This is a genomic window from Bacillus sp. PK6-16, from assembly GCF_056530295.1.
Genome location: NZ_CP096511.1, coordinates 3945769 through 3964495, shown reverse-complemented (window position 1 = coordinate 3964495; position 18727 = coordinate 3945769). Strand labels below are relative to the sequence as shown.

The following is an 18727-nucleotide window of genomic DNA, read 5'->3' as shown; positions in this document are numbered from 1 at the left end:
CATCCTTATGAGTAGTCCAGTTCAGCTAAGTTCTTATCTAAACTGGTAACGTTATTTTATGTGGAAACGACGTACTCATACGCGGAAGTAATCGGTGCGATTAGAAGTTCTTGGATAGAAAAAAGAGTAGCAAATTTGCTACTCTTTTTTTAGTATTGTCGCTGTTCCTTCCACGACAATATCATCTGATTGATTATATATGTTTGTTTGTAGCGTAATGATTTTTTTATCATCACGCTTCTTAATAACCTCTGCCACAACGCGAAGTGTATCACCGATTTTGACAGGGGCACGGAATGAAACATTTTGAGATAAATAAATCGTATTTTTGCCTGGGAGTTTCGTTCCAAGGATGGTAGAAATAAAACTCGAAACGAGCATACCGTGAGCAATACGTTCTTTAAACATTGTCGTTTTTGCAAAAGAATCTAAAATGTGAATAGGATTCACATCCCCAGTCAATTTTGCAAAATTGATAACATCTTCATCTGTAATTGTTTTTGTAAGGGATGCTTGATCACCGACTTGAATCTCATCATAGCGAAGCTCCGGAACAGTTTGTGCTTCTTGAAATGGATTCATTTTGTCCTCCTTCTTTTCCATATCGAAAAATGTTAGCCATCTTGATGTAGTAGGAGGAAGAAAGAGTTTTGTTTGTGCTGCGGTTAGCTCCCACATTTTTCTTACTTGATGGAAGTAAATAGATTTTTTGAGTTTTCCTCGAACTTTTTTGCGAGTTCCAACTGTTTTGACTTGAACTCTTCCAAAAAACCCTCTAACTGTTTTTGAGCCTCTTCACGTTGTAATTGTTGTTGCTCAATAAATTGTTTTGTTGTTTCTTCAAATTGGCCGCTTGTTTGGGTAAGAATTGACAATGATGTTTTTGTAGGAGAAACAGTAAGCTGATGCATATGAGCAGAAAGTTCCTTCCATTTGTCCTGCCACTCGTTAATTTGATCATTTAAGGAGTTTCCAGTTAATTGTTTCACGTAATCTGTATATTGGTTATTGAACTGAGCAGTGAGTTGTTGTAGTTCTTTTTCTAGTTCATCTACTCCTGATGTTAATTTATGCAAAGCGTCTTGTTGTTGTTTTAATGTTTCTAAAGTAAGTTGCTCTAATTGCTTCCCAGCTGAAGAGAAAAGGGAAAGTGATTGAGACCAGTTTTTCCAAAATGCATCGACTAATTCGTATGGTTTAGTTTCCATTGTTTGACCCCCAAATGTTTTTTTGCATATTGTGAACGCAGATTACTCTGCTGTACCACCAGGTGAAGATGAAGAATCCGTTTCATCCTTTTCTGGAGAAGTAGAAAATGGAAAGAATGCATTGGTGTATAACGTGAAAAACGTTCGCAACATATTTTGATAATGTTCAAAAGAAGTCGCACATGTTGTTAAATATTGCTCTCCATATTCAGTTAAAGAATAAATTCTTTTTGCTGGCCCTCCATCGCTTGTATCCCAAGTAGAAGAAATAAGGTTTTCTTTTTCTAGTTTGCGTAGTGTTCTATAAACATTACCTTGGTCAACAGAAGAAAAGCCGATATCCATTAGCATTTGAATAAGTTTGTAACCATGAAGACTCCAGTCTTTTAGACAGAGAAGTAAGAAGGGAACTAAGAAGTTTTTTGGCATGGAGTTTGGTTGTTTCGCTTGGTTGCTCTCCAAACTTTCGCGTTGTTCTGGTTCATTTTGTAGCATGATTGTGCATCACCTCATGAATCAGTTAGATGGAATTTTTTGCTTATAAGTGCAATTTACACCTATCTGTTTTTAAAGTCAACACATTTGTTAGAAAATAGAAAAAAATAAAATATAGACTTGAAGTTTTATTCAGAATATTAGAAAATAGTGAATAGGTTGAATTGTTTCAAAAACGAAAAAAGGAGTGTAGGTAAAGTGATTGATCAAAAATTCGATCCACTACAAGCATGGAAAAATGCTTATGAACAAACCGAAACATTTTGGGGAAAAGCGCTCAATGAAACAATTAAAACAGAAGAATATTCTGCTTGGATGGGCAGCGTTCTAGATTTGAATTTGTTTTATCAAAAAGCATTAAATGATACGACAAAAAACTATTTAGAACAAGTAAATGTGCCGACGAAAGAGGATATCGCAAGAGTGGCTACGCTTGTTATTAACTTAGAAAATAAAGTAGATAACATTGAGGAGTTTCTAGAGGAGAAAGTAGATTCTTTAGGGCAAGCTCCTACATTAAAGCGTGATGTGACGAAAGTAAAACAAGATATTCGTACGCTTGAAACAAAAGTAGATCAAATTTTAGAATTGCTAGAAAAGCAAAATGCAGTACTAGCTAAACTACAAGTACCTGTAAAAGAAGAGGTAAAGCCTGCGAATAAACCAGAAAATAAAAAATGATAAAAGCGCTTGTTTATAACAGATAAAAGAGAGAGGGAGAATCTCTTTTCACGTATAAACAGCGAAACATAATTATATATGGACTCTATAGTATGAGTACCAAAATGATTCATAACAATCGTTCACAAATTCATTTAAGGGGGAAAAGAAATGGTTCAATTAAATGGAAAAGTAGCAATCGTAACAGGTGGAGCAAAAGGAATTGGAAAAGCAATTACAGTAGCATTAGCACAAGAGGGAGCGAAAGTAGTTATTAACTATAATAGCAGTAAAGAAGCAGCTGAAAATTTAGTAAATGAATTAGTAAAAGACGGACATGACGTTTATGCAGTGCAAGCGGATGTTTCTAAAGTAGAAGATGCAAACCGACTTGTAGAAGAAGCTGTGAATCATTTTGGTAAAGTTGATATTCTTGTTAATAATGCTGGTATTACAAGAGACCGTACATTCAAAAAGTTAAATCGTGAAGATTGGGAGCGCGTAATTGACGTGAATTTAAGCAGCGTATTTAATACGACAAGTGCGGTTCTTCCATACATAACGGAAGCAGAAGAAGGAAGAATTATTAGCATTTCTTCTATTATTGGTCAAGCAGGTGGATTTGGCCAAACAAACTACTCAGCAGCAAAAGCGGGGATGTTAGGATTTACAAAATCATTAGCGTTAGAACTTGCAAAAACAAATGTCACTGTAAATGCTATTTGCCCAGGATTTATTGATACTGAAATGGTAGCAGAAGTACCAGAAGAAGTACGTCAAAAAATCGTTGCAAAAATCCCGAAAAAACGTTTTGGTCAAGCTGATGAAATTGCAAAAGGTGTAGTATACCTATGCCGTGACGGTGCGTATATCACAGGTCAACAATTAAACATTAACGGCGGATTATATATGTAATGAAGTAAGAAAAAAGTGCATATCCATAGCAGGAATGCACTTCTTTTTTTTAAGAAGGAAATCGACCAAAAAGGAGATAGAAAAATGACTACATTCGCAACAGAATGGGAAAAGCAATTAGAGCTATACCCAGAAGAGTACCGAAAAGCATACCGCCGAGTGAAAAGGGCGAGTGAAATTTTATTACGTGAACCAGAGCCGCAAGTCGGATTAACGCCGAAAGAGGTTATTTGGACGAAGAATAAGACGAAGCTTTATCGCTACATTCCAAAACAAGAAAAAACACAAAGAGTTCCAATTCTGTTAATATATGCTCTTATTAATAAACCATATATTATGGATTTAACTCCTGGAAATAGTTTAGTGGAATATCTAGTGGATCGTGGTTTTGATGTATATATGCTTGATTGGGGCACATTTGGTTTAGAAGATAGTCATTTGAAATTTGATGATTTCGTGTTTGATTATATTGCAAAAGCAGTAAAAAAAGTAATGCGAACTGCAAAATCGGACGAGATTTCTTTACTTGGTTATTGCATGGGTGGAACGCTAACTTCTATTTATGCAGCGCTTCATCCGCACATGCCAATTCGTAATTTAATTTTCATGACAAGTCCTTTTGATTTCTCTGAAACAGGATTGTATGGTCCTTTATTAGATGAGAAATACTTCAATTTAGATAAAGCGGTTGATACATTTGGAAATATTCCGCCAGAAATGATTGATTTCGGAAACAAAATGTTAAAGCCAATTACGAACTTTGTTGGTCCATATGTTGCTCTAGTAGATCGTTCAGAGAATGAACGCTTCGTCGAAAGCTGGAGATTGGTTCAAAAGTGGGTTGGTGATGGTATTCCGTTCCCAGGTGAATCATACAGACAGTGGATTCGTGATTTTTATCAAAATAATAAATTGGTTAAGGGTGAACTCGTTATTCGCGGACAAAAGGTAGATCTTGCAAATATTAAGGCGAATGTCTTAAATATTTCCGGGAAACGTGATCATATCGCTTTGCCATGTCAAGTAGAAGCATTACTAGACCATATTTCTAGCACAGATAAACAATATGTATGTTTACCGACAGGGCATATGTCTATCGTTTACGGTGGAACAGCTGTAAAACAAACATATCCGACGATTGGAAATTGGCTTGAAGAGCGTTCTAATTAAAAATAAAAAATCCAACTAGCCTATGTTAGTTGGATTTTTTTATGAAAAATAACAAAACATAGAAAGGAGAAATTTATATTTTAGGAGTATAATTATGAAACTTATGACAGGTAAGTTGTTTTGGAATACAGGAGTTTCAGTACCTTGTTATCCACCGTTAGGAAATGATATGATATGTGATGTGCTTGTAGTCGGAAGTGGCGAAGCAGGTGCCCATATAGCGTATTCTTTAGCGAAAATAGGTATGAGTGTAATGCTTATTGAAAAAAGAGAAATTGCATGTGGTAGTACATTTGCAAATGTAGGTGTATTACAGTTTCTTCATGATAAATCGTTAACCTCACTTATCCATATATTTGGTGAAGAAAAAGGGGTACGAGCATATAAACTGTGTTACGAAGCGTTACGGACAATGGAGAAAGTGGTACCTACTCTCGATATTGATCCCTATTTTATTCCGAGAAGTAGTTTATATTATGCAAGTAAAAGTGAGGATGTTTCATTTTTACAAGAGGAGTACAATACGTTACAGAATTATGGATTTCCTGTTGAGTATTTTACAGAATCTGATATTAAGAAACGTTATCCTTTCATAAAACAAGCGGCATTATATACACACGGTGATGCCGAGGTGAATCCGTATTTATTAGCGCACAGTCTTTTGCATAAAGCAAATCAAATGGGAGCTAATATATATGAACATACAGAGGCAATACATATAAAGAAACGCAAAAATGATTTAATTTGTTACACGAAAACAGGAAATCAAATTGTAGCAAAGAATATTATTATGGCGACAGGTTATGAAGCGCTTTTTGGAAAGAAAGAAAGAAAGAAAGAAAGAAAGAAAGAAAAAATACAACAGTAGACACCTCTTATGCAATTGTAACAAATGAAATAAATCAGTTTGAAGGCTGGCATGAGCGATCGTTAATTTGGGAAACGGCACGGCCCTACTTATATTTTCGAACGTATCGAAACCGCATTATTGTAGGCGGATTAGATGAAGCGCTGCAAATTCAAACAATTGGTGATACGAAATTATTGCATAAGCGTGATATCCTTATTAATATTGTAAAAGAGATGTTCCCGCAGTATAAAAATATACAGGCAGACTACTATTGGGCAGCTGCATTTGGTGGTACTCATGATGGTCTCCCCATTTTAAAAGAAGACGAAAAGATACATAATTTGTTTTACGCATTGCCGTATGGAGGTAATGGAACTGTATATGGAATGGTCTTTGCCAAATTATTTGAGCAGTTACTTACAAATAAAGAAAGTAAAGATTTTTCTTTATTTAATCGATAGAAAAAAGGTAGCGAAGTGATGGAATGAGAGATATAAAAAAGTTTTTACAAAAATTACGTCCTGTACAACTCATCGTTTTGTTTTATTTGTTAGCAGTAGTTGTATCGGTGATATTGCTTAGTTTACCGTTTGTTACGAAGCCTGGTGTGAAATGGACATTTATAGATGCGCTTTTTACATCGGTTAGTGCGGTAAGCGTTACGGGACTGTCTGTTATTACGATTTCAGATACGTTTACTACAGCAGGAATTATTGTTTTAGCCCTTATTCTACAATTAGGCGGCTTAGGAATTATGGCGCTTGGTACATTTGTTTGGATCATTACGGGGAAAAAGATTGGTTTGCAAAGAAGAAGATTAATTATGGCAGACCATAATCAAGGGAATTTATCGGGTCTTGTAGAATTGATGCGTTCTATTTTGATTGTAATTATTTCAATAGAACTTATTGGAGCAATCCTATTAGGTACAAGATTTTTACTTTACTTTCCGACTTGGCAAGAAGCTTATTTTCACGGTTTCTTTGCAGCTGTTAGTGCGACTACGAACGGCGGATTTGATTTAACAGGACAATCATTAATTCCTTATAAAAAAGATTATATTGTTCAAATGATTCATATGTTACTAATTATTTTAGGAGCGATTGGTTTCCCTGTGCTAATGGAAGTGAAACAATTCCTTAGTAAAAGGAGACAACAATTATTCCGTTTTTCATTATTTACAAAATTGACGACAACAACATTTTTTGCACTCGTTGTTGTTGGTACAATTATGATTTTTTTACTGGAGAGAAATCATTTTTTAGTAGGAAAGTCATGGCATGAAACTGTCTTTTATACATTATTCCAATCTGTGACGACGCGAAGTGGTGGACTTGCTACGATGGATATACGTGAATTGTCACAACCGACGCTTTTATTTATGAGTATATTAATGTTTATAGGGGCATCTCCAAGTTCGGTTGGGGGCGGAATACGTACAACAACATTTGCTGTTAGTATATTGTCACTATACACCTTTGCAAGGGGTGGTAGAACAGTTAGAGTCTTCAAACGTCAGCTACATGAAGAGGATGTACTGAAAGCATCTGTCGTTATGACGATGGGGATTTTGTTATGTGCTACTGCGCTATTCATTTTATCTATTACGGAAAATGTACCGCTTATGAGCTTAATTGTTGAAGTTTGTTCTGCTTTCGGAACGACGGGACTATCAACAGGTGTTACGCCTGATTTAACAACTGTTGGGAAACTTGTACTTATTGTGCTTATGTTTATCGGACGCGTTGGCATTTTAACATTTATTTTAGCTAGTGGTGGAAGGGAACAACCACCTCGCTATAAATACCCGAAAGAGCGGATTATTATTGGATAGTATGAAACCATTCTACCTACGTTAGGTAGAATGGTTTTTTAGTCGTTAATGCCAAATTGTGGATGCATAAAAGCTTCATTTTTATTATCCGCTTCGTTTTTTAGCAATTCTTGATTTTCTTCTGAAATCCAGCCAATATCATTTGTAGGATGGATCCACTCATCACCAGCCATAATGGCAGGATCTACTTCATCACTCCAATTGTTAAGCGGACTGTTCTCGGAATTATATTTACTGTCTCCAATTACAACATCATATTGATTCACAAAAGGTTGTTGCATCGTTTTTCCTGTTCCTTTAAAAGATGGAAAATTCATTTGATGCGGGAGCGTTTCGTCTAAAATCGGTGATTGAATCTTTTCTTTTTTCTTCAAAATCATCGCTCCTTTTTATAATGGTTTCTTCATATGTAGTATTTCCATCGAACGCCTCTTATGTACTTGTTAACACTTGCCAGTAATAATTATTTTAAGTTGTTTCAAACTAGAGTGGAAAGTGATTTCTTGAGAGCAGGTGAATGTATTGGTAAAAAGAAAAGTGAAACAAAATGCGGCAATCAATAATAATAAAACTCCGAAAGAAAGCTTACCAGATGCAGAATTTGCATTAGAGTATGAAGGAGAAAATAGCGCAAAGTATGCTAATCGTAATTCAAAAAAAGGGAAACAAAAATGAGGCGTTTTTTACAAACGCCTCATTTTTTTGTGGGATTATAAAGGTTTTTTTAATTATTTGTAAATTTAGTGTTTTCTATTAGCAGAAAAATGCGAAAAAACATAGAAGTAGCAACGTATTACACAAAAACAAACAACAAACAAAAGATTAATGTTGGTTTAATACTGCTTTTACACTAGTTGTTTATATTTGAGTTGTACATAAGATTTGTAAAAGGAGAGAGAAACAGTGAAAAAAACAATCTTTAAAGCTGTAGCGACTGGAATGGTATTTTCGTTATTAATGGGGTGTGGTGCAAAGAAAGAAGAAAGTGCTGGAGCGAAAGTGAAAGATGACAAATTATCTGGATCATTAACTGTTTACACAGCCATTGAAGAAGAGCTTGTACCAATTTATCTTGATTCCTTTAAAAAGAAATATCCTGATGTGAAATTGAACATTGTACGTGATTCAACAGGAGTTATTACTGCGAAATTACTAGCTGAAGGGAAAAATACACAAGCAGATGTTGTATGGGGAACTGCGGCATCAAGTCTATTAGCTTTAGATAAAAAAGATATGTTAAAAGGATACTCTCCAAAAGGAGCAGATCGTGTTCTTCCACAATTTAAAGATGATAAGCAACCTGAAAAATGGGTAGGAAATACTGCATTTATGACGGGGATTGCTGTAAATAAAGAAGAGTTAAAGAAGAAAAATTTACCGATGCCAGAATCATATGAAGATTTAACGAAACCAGAGTATAAAGGAACACTTGTTATGCCACATCCAGCATCATCTGGAACAGGATTTTTAACAGTTTCTGCATGGCTACAAATTATGGGTGAAGATAAAGGCTGGGATTACATGAAGAAACTTCATGATAATATGGCAAGTTATACGCATTCAGGTTCAAAACCAGCGAAATTAGCAGGAGCAGGTGAATATCCAGTCGGTGTATCAATGGTTTATAGTGCTTTAAAAGAGAAACAAAAAGGTGCACCAGTTGAAGTTGTACTGCCGAAAGAAGGATTAGGATGGGAAGTAGAAGCGAACGCACTTATTAAGAAAGATAATGCGAAAAATGATAAATTAGCGCAAGCATTTTTAGATTGGGCAATTACTGATGATGTAATGAAGTTATACTTTGAGAAAAATGGATTTGCGACAATTAAAAATGACTATAAACTTCCAGAGGGATTCCCGAAAGATGTTACGGAAAAATTATATAAAAAGAATGACTTTAAATGGGCAGCAGAAAATCGTGACAAAATTTTAGAAAAATGGGAAAAAGAGTTTGGCCAAAAAGCAGAACCGAAAAAGTAAGTGAGTGGGAGAGAGAAAAATGAGCGAATATTTATCAATTCAACACATTCAAAAACAGTTTGATGCATTTACAGCGTTAAAAGATATTTCTTTTACTGTGAAAAAAAATGAGTTTGTTTGTTTATTAGGCCCAAGTGGCTGTGGGAAAACGACGTTGCTTCGCATTTTAGCGGGACTAGAGGAACCAACGACTGGCAGTATAGCTGTGAATGGAAAAGATATTACAGCATTGCCTCCTGGAAAGAGAAACTTCGGAATGGTTTTCCAATCGTATGCTTTATTTCCGAATTTAACAGCACTTGAAAATATTGAATACGGCTTAAAGACAAAAAAATATGGGAAAGCAGAAGTGAAAGAGAAAGCGCTAGATGCGTTAAAACTTGTAGATTTGCTGAATGTAAAAGATAAATATCCTGCTCAAATGTCTGGTGGACAACAGCAGCGAGTAGCACTTGCACGTGCGCTCGCTCTGTCTCCAGATATTTTGTTACTCGATGAGCCGTTATCAGCTTTAGATGCAAAAGTGCGTGAAAAATTACGTAGGGAAATGCGTGATTTGCAAGAGAAAATAGGAGTAACGACGATTATGGTAACGCATGATCAAGAAGAGGCATTAACGATGGCTGATAAAATTGTTGTAATGAATCATGCGGAAATTATGCAGATTGGAACACCAGAGGAGATTTATCAAAGACCAGCCAATCCGTTTGTGGCAGATTTTATTGGTTCTATTAATTTCTTTTCGAAAAATAACGAAGAACATGCAATTCGTCCTGAACATGTAACAATTGTACAAAAGGACGGTATTAAATCAGTTGTGGAAAGTATGGAATTTCGCGGATCTGTATATCGGACGGAAGTGCGAGTCTTAGAAGAAAACACACACCTTTATAATGAGAAAATTGTAGTGGATATATTAGCATCAGAAGTAGAAGCAACGGCTATTAGAAAAGGAAAGCCGATTCAAATCTCTTTCTCAGAAAATCATATGTTGTCATATGGAAAGAAGGTCATTGTATAGATGGAGATGTTAGAAAACTATAAGGTAGAAAGTACGAAAAAAAAGATTAAGAGAAGTATAGGGAAAGAGGAATGGATCCAAAGGCTCGTAATTATCGGTATGATTTTTTCTTTCCTTATCATACTTGTATTACCGCTATTACAACTATTTACACAAGCTTTTTATAATAAAGATGGAGTTTTCGTTGGTTTATCGAATTTCAGTAAATATTTCACAACACCAACTTTAGTTCAGTCTTTACAAAATACAGTATGGATTTCGGGCGCAACAACAATTATTTCAGTTGCAATCGCATTCGTTTACGCATATGCAATTGCCCGTACGAATGTTTTTGGAAAGCGCGTATTTCAGTATGTAGCGTTATTACCATTGTTTGCACCAACGATGATGCACGGTATAGCACTTACATATTTATTTGGTAATCAAGGGCTAGTAACGAAAGGAATGTTTGGTTTATTTGAAGGTATACAAATCCCTTTATATGGACCAGTAGGAATTGTAATAGCTGAAGTTATGTATACATTTCCGCAAGCCTTTCTCATATTGCTAATTGCCTTTCAAGGATCTGATTATCGTTTATATGAAGCTTCTAATATGTTAGGAGCCAGTAAAACAAAGCAATTTTTCACGGTTACTTTACCTAGTGTAAAGTACGGATTAATTAGTGCAATGTTTGTTGTGTTTACACTTAGTTTTACTGATTTTGGGGCACCAAAAATTGTTGGTGGGCAATATAATGTGCTTGCTACTGACGTATACAAACAAGTAATTGGACAGCAAAATATGCCGATGGGTGCAACTGTCGGAATGATTTTATTAATCCCAGCTATATTCGCATTTGTAGTTGATCGTATTACGCAAAGAAAGCAGGCGAATTTCTTATCTTCAAAAGCAGTACCATACAGAATAATAGCTAATAAGAAAAGAGATGTAATCTCATTCATATATTGTAGTGTGATTACCCTTATGATCATTCTATTATTTGTTGCAGTTGCTATTGCTGCAAGTGTGAAAGTATGGCCATATAATATGAGTTTTACATTTGAGCATTTTAATTTTTCAAGTTTAACAGGAGATGGACTTGAAGCATTTAAAAATAGCGTAATTGTTTCAGCAGTTACAGCAGTTATTGGGGCGATCTTAACATTTGTATTCGCATATGCAATTGAGAAAATAGACCAGCTACAATTTTTTAGAAAAACAGGTTACTTTTTCTCTATAGTGCCGTTAGCGATACCAGGTTTAGTACTCGGATTAGGATATGTCTTTTTCTTTAGTCAACCAACGATTCAAATTCTTGGACTATCAGTAACGAATCCGTTTCATTCTTTATACGGAACAATCGCTGTATTAGTACTAGTAAATATCATTCATTTTTATTCTGTAACATTTGTCACGGCAACGACTGCCTTAAAGAAATTAGACCGAGAGTTTGAGCTTGTTTCGCAGTCGATGGGTATTCCGTTTTATAAAACATTCTTCCGAGTAACAGTACCAATGTGTTTACCAGCAATTTTAGAAATGGTAATGTACTACTTCGTAAATTCAATGGTAACTGTATCGGCAGTTGTGTTCCTATATGCAGCTGATTTTAAACTAGCTGCCGTATCAATCGTAAATATGGATGATGCAGGAAATGTAGCGTCAGCAGCTGCAATGAGTGTACTTATTGTTGTTACAAATATTGTAGTGAGAGTTGTATATGAATGGGGAACGAAAGCACTTCGTAACCGAACTTCACAATGGCAAAAAAGATAAGTAAGAAGGGTGATGGACAGAATGAAAATTGAAGCAGTTATTTTTGATTGGGCAGGTACGACGGTTGATTACGGATGCTTTGCACCACTAGAAGTATTCATGAAGATTTTTCATAAACGCGGCGTTGAAATTACAGCAGAAGAAGCACGTAAGCCAATGGGATTATTAAAAATAGATCATGTAAGGGCACTAACAGAAATGCCTCGTATTGCGGATGAGTGGAAGCGTGTCTTCGGTCAATTACCAACAGAAGCAGACATTCATGAGATGTATGAAGAGTTTGAAGAAATTCTCTTTTCTATTTTACCAAGTTATGCTACGCCGATTGATGGGGTAAAAGAAGTAATCGCTTCTTTACGTGAGAGAGGCATTAAAATCGGTTCAACAACGGGCTATACGAGAGAAATGATGGAAATTGTAGCAAAGGAAGCAGCGTTACAAGGATATAAACCTGATTTTCTTGTTACGCCAGATGATGTTCCAGCAGGCCGTCCATATCCATGGATGTGCTATAAAAATGCAATGGAACTTGGTGTGTATCCGATGAACCATATGATAAAAGTAGGGGACACAGTATCAGATATGAAAGAAGGTAGAAATGCTGGAATGTGGACAGTTGGTGTAATTCTTGGAAGTAGTGAGCTCGGTTTAACGGAAGAGGAAGTGGAGAGTATGGATTCGGTAGAGCTTCGTGAAAAAATAGAAATAGTTCGTAATCGGTTTGTTGAAAATGGGGCTCATTTTACGATTGAAACGATGCAGGAGCTCGAAAACGTAATGGAACATATCGAGAAACAAGAACTTATTATTTCATAAAAGGGGCACGGGATCATGAATGAAAATCACTACTTATTATTAACACCAGGACCATTAACGACAACAAAATCAGTAAAAGAAGTTATGCTATACGATTGGTGTACGTGGGATGATGAATATAATACGATGGTGCAAGAAGTAAGAGCTAAACTTGTATCGTTAGCGACGAAGGAAGAAGAGAAATATACAACAGTGTTAATGCAAGGAAGCGGTACGTTTTCAGTTGAAGCAGTAATTGGTTCTGTTATTCCGGCAAATGGGAAGCTTCTCGTTTGTACAAATGGTGCGTACGGTAAGCGAATTGTGCAAATGGCAGAGATGTTACAGATTGATGTAGTGATCAGTCAAACAGAAGAGTGGGAACCTACTAATATTGTAGAAGTAGAAAAGTTATTGCAAGAAGATAAAGAGATTACGCATATTGCAGTTGTTCATTGTGAAACAACGACAGGAATTATAAATCCAATTGTAGATGTATGTAAATTAGGACAACAGTATGGAAAGGTTACAATTGTTGATGCGATGAGTAGTTTCGGCGGGATTGAAATAGACATTGCTGATTTACAAATTGATTTTTTAATTAGTAGTGCGAATAAGTGTATTCAAGGGGTTCCTGGATTCGGATTTGTAATCGCAAAACGTGATGAATTATTGAAGTGTAAAGGGCAAGGACGCTCTTTATCTCTTGATTTATATGATCAATGGGAAACGATGGAAAAACAAAATGGGAAATGGCGTTTTACTTCACCTACACATGTTGTACATGCTTTTTATCAAGCACTACTTGAACTAGAAAAAGAGGGTGGAGTAAGAGCGCGTTACAATCGATATTATAACAATCAAAAACTACTAGTGAATAGAATGGGAGAAATCGGATTTAAGCCACTAGTAGATGAGAAATATCAATCTCCTATTATTACATCTTTCATTTATCCAAAAGAGGAGTTCGAGTTTCAACAGTTATATAACGAATTAAAGCGTTATGGATTTGTTATTTATCCTGGTAAAATTTCGAAAGTAGATACGTTCCGGATTGGAAATATAGGTGATGTACATGAAGAAGATATTAATCGCTTAGTTGATAGTATTGCTAAAGGAGCTGTTATTGGGTGAAAGTATTTTGTTTAGGTGGAGCAGGTAAAATTTGTCGTGAAGCTATTTTGGATTTAGTTCAATTTTCATCTTTTGAGACGATTACTGTAGCCGACTTTAACGAGGAAGCAGGCCGTAAAGTAGTGGAATGGCTCAACGATCCTCGTGTTGATTTTGTAAAAGTAGATGTAACGAATCACGAGGATACGGTTGCAAAAATGAAAGGTTATGACATTGTAATGGACGGTACGACGATAAAGCTAAACGGATTGTCGACTCGCTGTATTGCAGAAGCAGGCTGCCACGGTGTGAACCTAAATGGATTTGGTGAAGAAAATGAATCGCATGCTATATTTGTTCAAAATGAAAAAACATGTTTGCCTGGGTTTGGCATGACGCCAGGTGTAACGCAAATGATGGCAATGCATGCAGCAAATCAACTGGATACTGTAGAGTCTGTCCGCGTAAGTCACGGTTCGTATCGTCCGATTGCTTTTTCTGCTTCAATTACAGAGACAACGACATATGAATATGATCCACATTTACCATCGCGTACAGTGTATGAAGATGGTGAATTTAAACAAGTACTTCCGTTTGCGCGTCCGAGAGAAATAGAATTGCCAGCGCCTTATGGTAAGGAAACGCAGTATATCATTCCGCATTCTGAAACGATTACGTTAGCAAAGGCACTAGAAAATAAAGGTGTCAAACTGATAGAGACGAGAGGAACTTGGCCAAAGCAAAATATGCAACTTGTACGTGCTTTATATGATTACGGCATATTGCGTAATGATCAGATTGAAATAAACGGGAAAGAAATAGGAATTATGGATTGTATTTCGCAGTATTTATTGCAATCGAAAGAAGGTCAAGAAACAGAGCTTTATGGTTATGCACTTCATGTAGAAGTAATAGGTATGAAAAATAATGAGAAGCAAAGACATGTGTTATATCATACACATCCGTTATCTGATGGTTCTGTTGTAGGATGGGAAAAATTAAGAGCGTATACGAGAAACGTCGGTATTCCATTTGGGGTTGCTACAGAGTTAATTGCAAATGGAAATGTAAATAGGGTGGGTGTTGTTACGCCTGAAGAAGCCTTTGAAAATCCACAATTGATTTTTGATGAGCTAGCAAAGCGCGGTATTCATATTCATGAAGAAGTTTCTACTTATAAAGAAAATTATAACTTTGTATAAGTAAGGAAGTTTATAAGGGAGATATAAATGAGGTGAAGCTATGTCTGTAGTAGGAGAAGAAAGAAAGCGAACCATTCTTGAAAAGGTAGAATTTAAAGGGAAAGTAAAGGTCTCAGAATTAGCGAGAGAATTTGCTGTATCAACAGAAACGATTCGTCGATATTTAGAAGAATTAGATCGTGAAAAGAAGCTGAAAAAAGTGTATGGTGGAGCTGTTCAACTTCCAGGCGCTGGAGTAGAGGCACCAATGTTAGAAAGAGAAATGCTACATATAGAAGAGAAGAAAAGAATTGGTTATAAAGCAGCGACATTTGTAGAAGATGGTGATGTCATTGTAATTGATGATGGAAGTACACCGCTTCAAATGGTTCCATACCTTGTTCATCGTAAAAACTTAACAATTGTAACAAGTTCATTTCCAGTCGCAACACAATTAATTTCTTCTATTAATAAAAAGATGTTTCATGGTGAAGTTTTATTTATAGGTGGAAAAGTATCTCCAAAGCATTCGCGTGTATCAGGGTCTATTTCTCAGCAAGTCATACAGCAATTCCATTTTCATAAAGCGTTTGTTTCGATTGATGGGTTATTACCTAGTTTTGGAGTTTCCAGCTTTGAATTAGAGAAAGCGAAATTGTCAGAGGCGATGATGAAATTAGCTGAGAAAACATATATTTTATGTGATCATACGAAGGTAGGCGTGAAAGGGAATTATCGTATAGCAGCAATTTCGCGTATTCAACACGTAATTTGTGATAAAAAAATGCCATATAGCTTTGAAGAAGAACTTATGAAGCATAATATTCGGTGGACAGTTTGTTAAATACAGTGAAAGCACATAAACTCCCACCTAATTTTTAGGAGGGAGTTTTATTATCTGTAAATCGTAAAATAAAAGATTTGCAGTTATGCAAAAAGTGGACACATTTTCTCACCTCTTTCATATAATTTACCAATACAAAAAAAGTTGGTCGAAGGAAAGAAGGGAGAACATGTCAGAACGAATATATAATAAACTTGTATTGTACGCGAATATTTTGCAAAAAATAGGTGTCATCAATGAGAAGGAAAAAAGTGAAATTCTTCATACGATAGGTAAAAAAGCCCTTTGAATAAAGGGCTTTTTTATTTTTTATCTTTAAAAATATAAATTTAATGTAATATTCTCATTGACAATGATAATGATATTCATTATCATTTATTTGTGATTAATTGATAAATGTTATCAATTGTGAAAATTATATATGATAGGGGATATTATTTTGAAAAAAAATTATATGAAGGCGCTAGTAGTAGCGACAACATTAGCGATTCCATTTGCTACGTACTCTACTCCAGCATTAGCGGCATTAAAAGTTGAAGCAAATCAATCGGTAGCAGCAGCGAGTGATCGCACGTATGATACTGAGATTAAAATATATAAGGACCAAAAAGATGAGCCATCTATGGTTTCTCAATATATAAAAAATCCTAAAGTAACGATTGCAGCTGGCAAAAAAATTGTCACTGTAACAATGCAAGATAGCGATTATTTTCAATATCTTAGAATAGAAGATAAAAACCAGCCTGGTGTATTTCATGATGTGAAGGTTTTGTCAGAAGATAAGAGGAAGAATGGAACGAAGGTAGTTCAATTTGAAATTGGCGAGTTTGAGAAGAAGCACAATATGCAAATGCATATACTTATTCCAGCTATTGGATATGATCACAAATATCAAGTTCAATTTGAAATTAAAGATCCAACTGTAGGTAACAAAGAAACAGAGAAACCAGATGATAACTCTAATTCAGGAAATACGGAAACGGATAATCCAGTTGATAATCAAAATATGATAACAGATAACAAATTAAGAGAGCTTGTTAATAAAAAAGTATTTAATAGAAAAGATTTAAATACACCAATTACGAAAGAAGATTTATTACAAGTAAAGGATTTGTTTTTAAATACAAATGAGATACTTGATTATAGTGCATTAAAATATATGCCAAATTTAAAATCTTTAACAGTTGCGAATGCGAAGATAAAGGATCCGTCGTTCTTTGCGAACTTAAAGCAATTAAATCATTTAGCTTTGCGTGGTAATGAATTTGCAGATGTAACGCCACTTGTTAAGATGGATAATTTAGAATCCCTTGATTTAAGTAATAATAAAATTACAAACGTTGCACCACTAACTGAAATGAAAAATGTAAAAAGTTTATTTCTATCAGGCAACCAAATAGAAGATGTAACAGCATTAGCGAAAATGGAACAACTAGATTACTTGAATTTAGCAAATAATAAAATTACGAACGTTGCTCCATTAAGCAATTTGAAAAATGTAACATACTTAACTTTAGCAGGTAATCAAATTGAAGATATTAAACCGCTTTATACGTTACCGTTAAAAGATTTAGTATTAACACGTAATAAAGTGAAAGATTTATCAGGCATTGATCAATTGAATCAATTACAAGAGCTATGGATAGGGAAAAATGAAATAACAGATGTTACTCCTCTAAGTAAGATGACACAGTTGAAAATTTTAAACTTACCCAACAACGAGTTAAAAGATATTACTCCATTATCAAGTTTAGTAAACTTACAAAAGCTTGATTTAGAAGCGAATTATATTTCAGACTTATCACCAGTTAGTAATTTAAAAAAATTAGTATTTCTAAGTTTTGTTGCAAATGAAATCCGTGATGTCCGACCAGTTATAGAACTAAGTAAGACGGCTTATATTAATGTCCAAAATCAAAAAGTATTTTTAGAGGAAACAGAAGTAAATAAAGAAGTAAAAGTACCTATATATGAAAAAGATGGTGAGATTTCTACGAAAATCCGTCTGAAGAGCGATAATGGTACGTATAGTAATGGTGTAGTGAAATGGAGTACACCAGGTGAGAAAGTATATGAATTTGGTGTGAAAGATCCATTCGCGGATACAGGAATCTTCTTTACAGGATCTGTTATTCAAAATGTAGTAGAAAGTAAAGACGGTAATACATCTAAAGAAGATGAGAAAACAGAAGTGGTAGAATTTAAAGATGTACCAAAGGGACATTGGTCAGAAGAAGCAATTAATTACTTAGCGAAAGAAAAATTATTTATAGGCTATGGAAATGGTGAATTTGGATTTGGTGATAACATTACTCGTGGACAAGTAGCACTTCTAATACAAAGATATTTAAAATTAGAAAATAATCTAGAACAAAAAACGGCATTTACAGATACGAAAGGAAATATGTATGAAACGGCTATTGATGCAGTGGTTCAAGCTGGAATTATGACAGGCTATGGAAATGGTATGTTCCGTCCGGATGGAGTATTAACTCGATATGAAATGTCAGTAGTACTACAAAGAGTATTTCAGTTAAAAGAAAATGAAAATAGTGCAGAGAATTTTAAAGATGTACCAAATGGCCATTGGGCGAAAGGATATGTGAAAGCTTTAGTGGATAATAAAATATCAAAAGGCGACGGGGAAGGGAATTTTTTAGGAGATAATTTCGTAACACGTGAACAATACGCACAGTTTTTGTATAATGCAATAAAGAAATAAAGTGAAACTTTAATCAGTGGGGGTTTTGTTCATTCCCCACTGATTAGTAGCCCTCACCAATCGGGCTGCCCGTTAATGCGGAATAAAAAATGAGGAAAATACGCTATTCTTTAATTAAAGAATAGCGTATTTTTTATGTGCAAAATGAAATAGGAAATAGATAGGAGTATAGACATATGAA

17 protein-coding genes and 1 pseudogene are annotated in these 18727 nt (G+C 35.1%); 14 read left to right on the top strand and 4 right to left on the bottom strand.

The genetic code is table 11. The features are described from left to right. Positions 1-138 precede the first annotated feature (138 nt). The 3 genes from M1D66_RS20310 to phaQ all read right to left on the bottom strand — a co-directional run bounded on the left by M1D66_RS20310 (position 139) and on the right by phaQ (position 1703). Positions 139-582: a MaoC family dehydratase gene (locus tag M1D66_RS20310; protein ID WP_001067916.1), complete on the bottom strand. Its 444-nt coding sequence runs from the start codon at positions 580-582 to the stop codon at positions 139-141. Between the two features lie 101 nt (positions 583-683). After that, complete coding sequence (phaP, locus tag M1D66_RS20305; protein ID WP_000448594.1) at positions 684-1208, bottom strand: polyhydroxyalkanoic acid inclusion protein PhaP; 525 nt, start codon at positions 1206-1208, stop codon at positions 684-686. 42 nt (positions 1209-1250) lie between these two features. Beyond that, the gene (gene phaQ, locus M1D66_RS20300; protein ID WP_000939956.1) at positions 1251-1703 is read right to left on the bottom strand and encodes a poly-beta-hydroxybutyrate-responsive repressor; all 453 of its coding nucleotides are present in this window, start codon (positions 1701-1703) and stop codon (positions 1251-1253) included. 198 nt (positions 1704-1901) lie between these two features. On the opposite strand from phaQ, the gene phaR reads away from it, so the two are divergent. The 5 genes and pseudogenes from phaR (at position 1902) to M1D66_RS20275 (ending at position 7132) form a co-directional block, all read left to right on the top strand. Then, positions 1902-2384, top strand: a complete 483-nt coding sequence (gene phaR / locus M1D66_RS20295; RefSeq protein ID WP_000566942.1) for a polyhydroxyalkanoic acid synthase subunit PhaR — start codon at positions 1902-1904, stop codon at positions 2382-2384. A 150-nt stretch (positions 2385-2534) separates the two neighbouring features. Continuing rightward, positions 2535-3278: an acetoacetyl-CoA reductase gene (locus tag M1D66_RS20290; protein WP_242554725.1), complete on the top strand. Its 744-nt coding sequence runs from the start codon at positions 2535-2537 to the stop codon at positions 3276-3278. A gap of 84 nt (positions 3279-3362) precedes the next feature. After that, on the top strand, positions 3363-4448 hold the full coding sequence (gene phaC, locus M1D66_RS20285; protein ID WP_000206336.1) for a class III poly(R)-hydroxyalkanoic acid synthase subunit PhaC: 1086 nt from the start codon (positions 3363-3365) through the stop codon (positions 4446-4448). Positions 4449-4542: 94 nt separating this feature from the next. After that, a pseudogene (locus M1D66_RS20280) lies at positions 4543-5759 on the top strand (NAD(P)/FAD-dependent oxidoreductase). A 23-nt stretch (positions 5760-5782) separates the two neighbouring features. Continuing rightward, a complete protein-coding gene (locus M1D66_RS20275; RefSeq protein WP_001204707.1) occupies positions 5783-7132 on the top strand; it encodes a TrkH family potassium uptake protein in 1350 nt (449 codons plus the stop codon). A gap of 38 nt (positions 7133-7170) precedes the next feature. On the opposite strand, the gene M1D66_RS20270 is transcribed toward M1D66_RS20275, so the two are convergent. After that, on the bottom strand, positions 7171-7506 hold the full coding sequence (locus M1D66_RS20270) for a DUF3905 domain-containing protein (protein ID WP_000726024.1): 336 nt from the start codon (positions 7504-7506) through the stop codon (positions 7171-7173). A gap of 148 nt (positions 7507-7654) precedes the next feature. On the opposite strand from M1D66_RS20270, the gene M1D66_RS20265 reads away from it, so the two are divergent. From M1D66_RS20265 to M1D66_RS20225, 9 genes are all read left to right on the top strand, one after another. Next, complete coding sequence (locus tag M1D66_RS20265; RefSeq protein ID WP_000240799.1) at positions 7655-7807, top strand: hypothetical protein; 153 nt, start codon at positions 7655-7657, stop codon at positions 7805-7807. A 228-nt stretch (positions 7808-8035) separates the two neighbouring features. Further along, positions 8036-9112 (top strand): putative 2-aminoethylphosphonate ABC transporter substrate-binding protein, encoded by a 1077-nt coding sequence (locus M1D66_RS20260; RefSeq protein ID WP_000750893.1) that lies wholly within the window; start codon positions 8036-8038, stop codon positions 9110-9112. A gap of 19 nt (positions 9113-9131) precedes the next feature. Beyond that, positions 9132-10133, top strand: a complete 1002-nt coding sequence (locus M1D66_RS20255) for a putative 2-aminoethylphosphonate ABC transporter ATP-binding protein (protein WP_000006189.1) — start codon at positions 9132-9134, stop codon at positions 10131-10133. After that, positions 10134-11891, top strand: a complete 1758-nt coding sequence (locus M1D66_RS20250; RefSeq protein ID WP_242554724.1) for a putative 2-aminoethylphosphonate ABC transporter permease subunit — start codon at positions 10134-10136, stop codon at positions 11889-11891. Between the two features lie 21 nt (positions 11892-11912). Next, complete coding sequence (phnX, locus tag M1D66_RS20245; protein ID WP_242554723.1) at positions 11913-12707, top strand: phosphonoacetaldehyde hydrolase; 795 nt, start codon at positions 11913-11915, stop codon at positions 12705-12707. Between the two features lie 15 nt (positions 12708-12722). Further along, positions 12723-13820, top strand: coding sequence for a 2-aminoethylphosphonate--pyruvate transaminase (gene phnW, locus M1D66_RS20240; RefSeq protein WP_242554722.1), 1098 nt, complete (start codon positions 12723-12725; stop codon positions 13818-13820). Further along, positions 13817-15001: a saccharopine dehydrogenase family protein gene (locus tag M1D66_RS20235; protein WP_242554721.1), complete on the top strand. Its 1185-nt coding sequence runs from the start codon at positions 13817-13819 to the stop codon at positions 14999-15001. Before phnW ends, M1D66_RS20235 begins: the two co-directional genes overlap by 4 nt. A gap of 40 nt (positions 15002-15041) precedes the next feature. Then, the gene (locus M1D66_RS20230) at positions 15042-15824 is read left to right on the top strand and encodes a DeoR/GlpR family DNA-binding transcription regulator (protein WP_242284764.1); all 783 of its coding nucleotides are present in this window, start codon (positions 15042-15044) and stop codon (positions 15822-15824) included. Positions 15825-16245: 421 nt separating this feature from the next. Continuing rightward, positions 16246-18546 carry an NEAT domain-containing leucine-rich repeat protein gene (locus M1D66_RS20225; protein ID WP_102956153.1) on the top strand — a complete coding sequence of 767 codons (2301 nt, stop codon included), beginning with the start codon at positions 16246-16248 and terminating at the stop codon, positions 18544-18546. Positions 18547-18727 lie beyond the last annotated feature (181 nt).

What these genes read in the sequence shown, in the direction of transcription:
- phaP (WP_000448594.1), bottom strand. Translation starts at nt 1,208, where the DNA reads ATGGAAACTAAACCATACGAATTAGTCGATGCATTTTGGAAAAACTGG.
- M1D66_RS20310 (WP_001067916.1), bottom strand. Translation starts at nt 582, where the DNA reads ATGAATCCATTTCAAGAAGCACAAACTGTTCCGGAGCTTCGCTATGAT.
- M1D66_RS20230 (WP_242284764.1), top strand. Translation starts at nt 15,042, where the DNA reads ATGTCTGTAGTAGGAGAAGAAAGAAAGCGAACCATTCTTGAAAAGGTA.
- M1D66_RS20290 (WP_242554725.1), top strand. Translation starts at nt 2,535, where the DNA reads ATGGTTCAATTAAATGGAAAAGTAGCAATCGTAACAGGTGGAGCAAAA.
- M1D66_RS20250 (WP_242554724.1), top strand. Translation starts at nt 10,134, where the DNA reads ATGGAGATGTTAGAAAACTATAAGGTAGAAAGTACGAAAAAAAAGATT.
- M1D66_RS20255 (WP_000006189.1), top strand. Translation starts at nt 9,132, where the DNA reads ATGAGCGAATATTTATCAATTCAACACATTCAAAAACAGTTTGATGCA.
- phnX (WP_242554723.1), top strand. Translation starts at nt 11,913, where the DNA reads ATGAAAATTGAAGCAGTTATTTTTGATTGGGCAGGTACGACGGTTGAT.
- M1D66_RS20225 (WP_102956153.1), top strand. Translation starts at nt 16,246, where the DNA reads ATGATAGGGGATATTATTTTGAAAAAAAATTATATGAAGGCGCTAGTA.
- M1D66_RS20275 (WP_001204707.1), top strand. Translation starts at nt 5,783, where the DNA reads ATGAGAGATATAAAAAAGTTTTTACAAAAATTACGTCCTGTACAACTC.
- phaQ (WP_000939956.1), bottom strand. Translation starts at nt 1,703, where the DNA reads ATGCTACAAAATGAACCAGAACAACGCGAAAGTTTGGAGAGCAACCAA.
- phaC (WP_000206336.1), top strand. Translation starts at nt 3,363, where the DNA reads ATGACTACATTCGCAACAGAATGGGAAAAGCAATTAGAGCTATACCCA.
- phnW (WP_242554722.1), top strand. Translation starts at nt 12,723, where the DNA reads ATGAATGAAAATCACTACTTATTATTAACACCAGGACCATTAACGACA.